Here is a 4,015-nt window from a genome sequence, read left to right on the forward strand (position 1 = left end):
GACGGGGTTGCGCGATAACGGGTGGATGCACAGCGAAGCAATCCCTGCTCCTTCCAGGCAAACCCCTCCCCAACCCTCCCCTTGTCAGGGGAGGGAGCTTCGGTTCCCCCTGACAAGGGGGCTAAGGGGTTGGTTTTACCCGCACTTTATTGAGCCGTTCGCGCAGCGGCTCCAGCTCGCCTGCTACCCTCATCTGCCATAAATGCGGAGGCATGATGAAGATAATCGCCTTCATGGCCCGAGGCCACCCCGTCGACGAAGGCGAAGTGATCCGGGGGATACTCACCCATCTGGGCGAACCGGTCGATCCGCCGCGCAGCGCCCCGGCTCACGACCCGCCGCTGTGGGAAGCCGCCGGGCAGGACGGCGACAATCTGCTGATCCAGCCCCTGCCGGAGTTCCAGCTCGATCAGCGCATTGCGTGGTGACATGGTGAAGGCGGGCCTTTGACGCTGCCCGACGGGAGCGTTCGTGTCGGTTCCCCTGTAAACGTAAAGCGAAGCGCGTTTTCAGGGAAACCGACACGGATTCAATGATAGATCGGACGAACCTAGCGGAAAACTGGCGGGAAACACTGGCGGGAAGATACGGTTGACAATGGGCTGAAGGGGCGGAGATACTTTCTGAAAGGTGGTTGGATTTCCTATCCTTTAGTCTTGGGCAGCGACAATGAAGAGTCGAAGCGCGCTAAGAAGGCAACTGACTCCACCGGCAGCAAACAAATCGGCGTCCAGGACTGATGCATATCGATTTCAGGCATACTCACGTTGCCCATATCGCAGCGGGTCGATCATGAGTCTGCACCAGCCTCGCGTCAAACCCAGATTTCACCAACCTAAGGAGTTAGTCATGTTTACCATTTTTGTCCGCTTCGCAATCGGCGTCAGTTTGTTCCTTGGCCTTTGCCAACTATCGTACGCCAACTTCTTGATTCCGAATTCGTGGAATGTGCAAGAGCTCGCCCTGAAAACTAATGACCTCGTATACGACTCGGTACGCGATCGCCTACTCCTGAGCATTCCCTCGACAGGCGGCGCGCTCCTAGGCAATACGATCAGCGTGCTCAACCCATACTCTGGCGTGATTGAAAGATCCACGTTTGTGGGCAGCGAACCAAACCGTCTGGCGATCTCCTCGGATGCCAGCGCCCTTTATGTCGGCCTCGACGGTTCGGCGCGAGTACGACGCTACAACGTGGGTACGGGTGTCGCCGGAGCGCAATTTCTGCTCGGTTCCGACGCGTTCTTTGGCCCCACTTTTGCAGAGGACCTCTCGGTGCAACCTGGAAACGCGAATGTGGTTGCGGTTTCGAGGCGCTACCAGGGTGTAAGCCCGCGGCATGCCGGGGTGGCGATCTTTGACGATGGTGTCATCCGGTCCATCACGACGCCCACGCATACCGGCAGCAATGTCATCGCGTTCAGCAACGATCCCAGCGTGCTGTACGGTTACAACAACGAGACTACGGAGTTCGGTTTTCGAACCATGCGTGTGGACGCATCAGGCGTCACGGTCACCAACACTACAGCGGGCTTGATTGGCTTTTTCGGGACTGATATCGAGTTCCAAGCCGGCCTGGTTTACGCCAACAATGGTCGGGTAGTCGATCCGGCATTGCCGCCGTCGATTTTGGGGACCTACTCCGCCGCCGGCGCAGTCGAACCGGACAGCGCCAACCACCTGACGTTCTTCGTTGACGGTGCAAGGCAACTACGGGTGTTCAATCAAGACACCTTTGTAGAACAGGCAACATTCCAGATCGCCGGCATCAATGGAACCGCGCGTGATCTGGTTCGCTTTGGCGCAAACGGCCTCGCTTTCAGGACCGATGCCGGCGAAGTCTTCCTGCTTACGCCTGTACCTGAGCCGCAAACGTACGCCATGCTGCTCGCCGGGCTCGCATTACTCGCTTCAGTCTCGGCGCGGCGACGCAAATGCTGAATCGATAAAAAAATCAAAGGGGCCCATTCCTTGTTCTGTCGAGAACCGGGTCAGCCGAAATCAGTACAAGCAACCCCAGCACCCGTCGGAGAATCATTCTTACAAATCCAAGTTTCAAGTTTCAATTATTGAGTGCCGGCAGATTGGTCTGATCGGCAATTTCACGAATGGTCTGAACGATGCCACGGGTCGCCTTTGGACGCTCACCCAGTGCATGAACTACCTGCGCCGACTGAGATGCTGTGAAAAAATCATTACTGCCTGATTTCCAAGCACGTCACCCCGGCAGAAGCCGGGCTCCAACTCGTTTATCTGATTGATTTTATGGATATCAGAGGAAGGTACTGGATTCCGGCTTTTGCCCCGAAGGTGACAGGGCCTAGGGCTCAAATACCCCTGGGGTGCGCCGAAATGAGCGCGAAGCCTGGCCTCGGGCCACGGATTGGGAGGTGTTTATCCATTCATTCACAGCCCCTGAGTCACCGAGGTTGAAATTCGTTCCATTTCAGCCGACGCGTTGTGCAAAATCGTCATCCCCTCTGCCGAGAGATTGCTGGAGGATTCGGACAGGCCGAGCGCCTCGCTGGCATTCTGGCTGACCTGATTCATGTTTTCAGTCTTGCGCCATGGCGCTGGCTGTGTCATCCGCCTGGCCGCGAGGATCGCCGGAGAATCTGGGCGGTGATGGCGGAACAGTTTGGTCTGATGCTTGACCAGGCTCTGCTTGAAGAACATCCCTATATTTTCCCGGGTACAAACGGGGGACACGATTGTTTCTGCGCTACCAATCTTTCGGCGAACGTTTGTTAAGAATTTGTCGGCCACTGCTGGCGCGCGTGAAGAACGCGCAGAACGGCCAGTTCATTGCCGGCAATGCGATAGACCATTACATAGTTTGGCTGCACCACGATCTCCCGCGTTCCAGGTACGCGCCCGACTTTGTAGCGTTTGGGGTGTTGCCGTGCCTGCTCGGCCTTGGTTTCAAAATCATCATCCAGCATCAGCGCTGCTAGCGGATTGTCCTTGGCGATGTAATCCATGATGGCGTCGCGGTCGGCCAGCGCCAGTGGCCTCCAGACCAGTTGTATCAACTGGCGACTCCACTACGCGCACGCAAGGCGGCTTTCTTGTCAGTGAAGATGCGGCGGGCGTCCTCGTCCGGCACACTGGGGCGGGGGTCATCTATGCTGGCTTGAACCTGATCACGGAACCATTGATCATAGGCTGCGGCCTCGTGCGTGCGTTTCAATGCCTCGGCCCGATCCGGCCGAGTATGCGTTTTGAGTGGAACGGGGTCGAAATTACTGGCTTCAACATCAAAGCGTGCCAGCCCGACGCTTTTGAGATAGGCGACCAACGTTTCCAGCCTCCTGAATAGACGTACCTGACGGCTTCGCTGTGCCGCGAGTGGCCGTTCGAGTGTGCCGTACTGTACCATCACCGCCCAACCGCCCTTTTGCCCTATGACGTGCGCAGCGCGTACCGCGCCGGCTTCAACGAGCCGGGTCAGTGTTGAGTGATCTATCGTTTCGCTCGTCATGGTTTTATCCGACCTTTTGCAATGTGATGTACTGTTAAAATTGTACGCAAATAATAATTAATTGCAACCGTTCTGCCGCCAGAACAGACCGACCTGATCGATATCCTGACCGCCGAGATGGACGTGCTGATGGACGACATCGTGGCCGGCAAATCGGGTGGGACCACGGTTCTCTGTGCGGGTCCGGCCGGCGTGGGCAAGACCCTGACGGCGGAGGTCTATTCGGAGATCATCAAGCGCCCGCTTTACCGCGTGCATTCGGGCCAGCTTGGGCTCAACGTTGCCGCGATGGAAGTCGCGCTCAAGGAAGTGCTGACCCGAGCCCAGCGCTGGGGTGCGGTCATGCTGATCGACGAAGCCGATGTCTATATCAAAAGGCGCGATGACAACATCGCGATGAATGCCGTGGTCGGCGTCTTCCTGCGCGTGCTCGAATATTTCAACGGACTGCTGTTCCTGACCACCAACCGGGTTGATGACATTGACGAAGCCATCGTTTCGCGCTGCATCGCGTTGATCAAGTTTCATCCGCCA

Annotated in this window: 6 protein-coding genes; 3 read left to right on the forward strand and 3 right to left on the reverse strand. The window is 57.1% G+C overall.

Annotated features, from left to right (window positions below; all coding sequences use genetic code 11):
• Nucleotides 1–212 precede the first annotated feature (212 nt).
• Together JNM42_RS08335 and JNM42_RS08340 are read left to right on the forward strand one after the other, a co-directional pair.
• A complete protein-coding gene (locus tag JNM42_RS08335) occupies nucleotides 213–428 on the forward strand; it encodes a hypothetical protein (RefSeq protein WP_294268229.1) in 216 nt (71 codons plus the stop codon).
• Between the two features lie 421 nt (nucleotides 429–849).
• Nucleotides 850–1,941: a PEP-CTERM sorting domain-containing protein gene (locus JNM42_RS08340; RefSeq protein WP_294268230.1), complete on the forward strand. Its 1,092-nt coding sequence runs from the start codon at nucleotides 850–852 to the stop codon at nucleotides 1,939–1,941.
• A 465-nt stretch (nucleotides 1,942–2,406) separates the two neighbouring features.
• Here JNM42_RS08340 and JNM42_RS08345 read toward each other — a convergent pair whose 3' ends face one another.
• The 3 genes from JNM42_RS08345 to JNM42_RS08355 form a co-directional block, all read right to left on the reverse strand.
• Nucleotides 2,407–2,676 carry a hypothetical protein gene (locus JNM42_RS08345; RefSeq protein ID WP_294268231.1) on the reverse strand — a complete coding sequence of 90 codons (270 nt, stop codon included), beginning with the start codon at nucleotides 2,674–2,676 and terminating at the stop codon, nucleotides 2,407–2,409.
• A 71-nt stretch (nucleotides 2,677–2,747) separates the two neighbouring features.
• The gene (locus JNM42_RS08350) at nucleotides 2,748–3,032 is read right to left on the reverse strand and encodes a type II toxin-antitoxin system RelE/ParE family toxin (RefSeq protein WP_294268232.1); all 285 of its coding nucleotides are present in this window, start codon (nucleotides 3,030–3,032) and stop codon (nucleotides 2,748–2,750) included.
• Nucleotides 3,029–3,481, reverse strand: a complete 453-nt coding sequence (locus tag JNM42_RS08355; protein WP_294268233.1) for a hypothetical protein — start codon at nucleotides 3,479–3,481, stop codon at nucleotides 3,029–3,031. The genes JNM42_RS08350 and JNM42_RS08355 overlap by 4 nt, the downstream gene beginning before the upstream one ends.
• Nucleotides 3,482–3,610: 129 nt before the next feature.
• On the opposite strand from JNM42_RS08355, the gene JNM42_RS08360 reads away from it, so the two are divergent.
• Nucleotides 3,611–4,015 (forward strand): ATP-binding protein (locus JNM42_RS08360; RefSeq protein WP_294268234.1); only part of this gene is annotated, 405 nt, incomplete at its 3' end.

Source organism: Propionivibrio sp. (assembly GCF_016790145.1).
GTDB lineage: Bacteria > Pseudomonadota > Gammaproteobacteria > Burkholderiales > Rhodocyclaceae > Propionivibrio.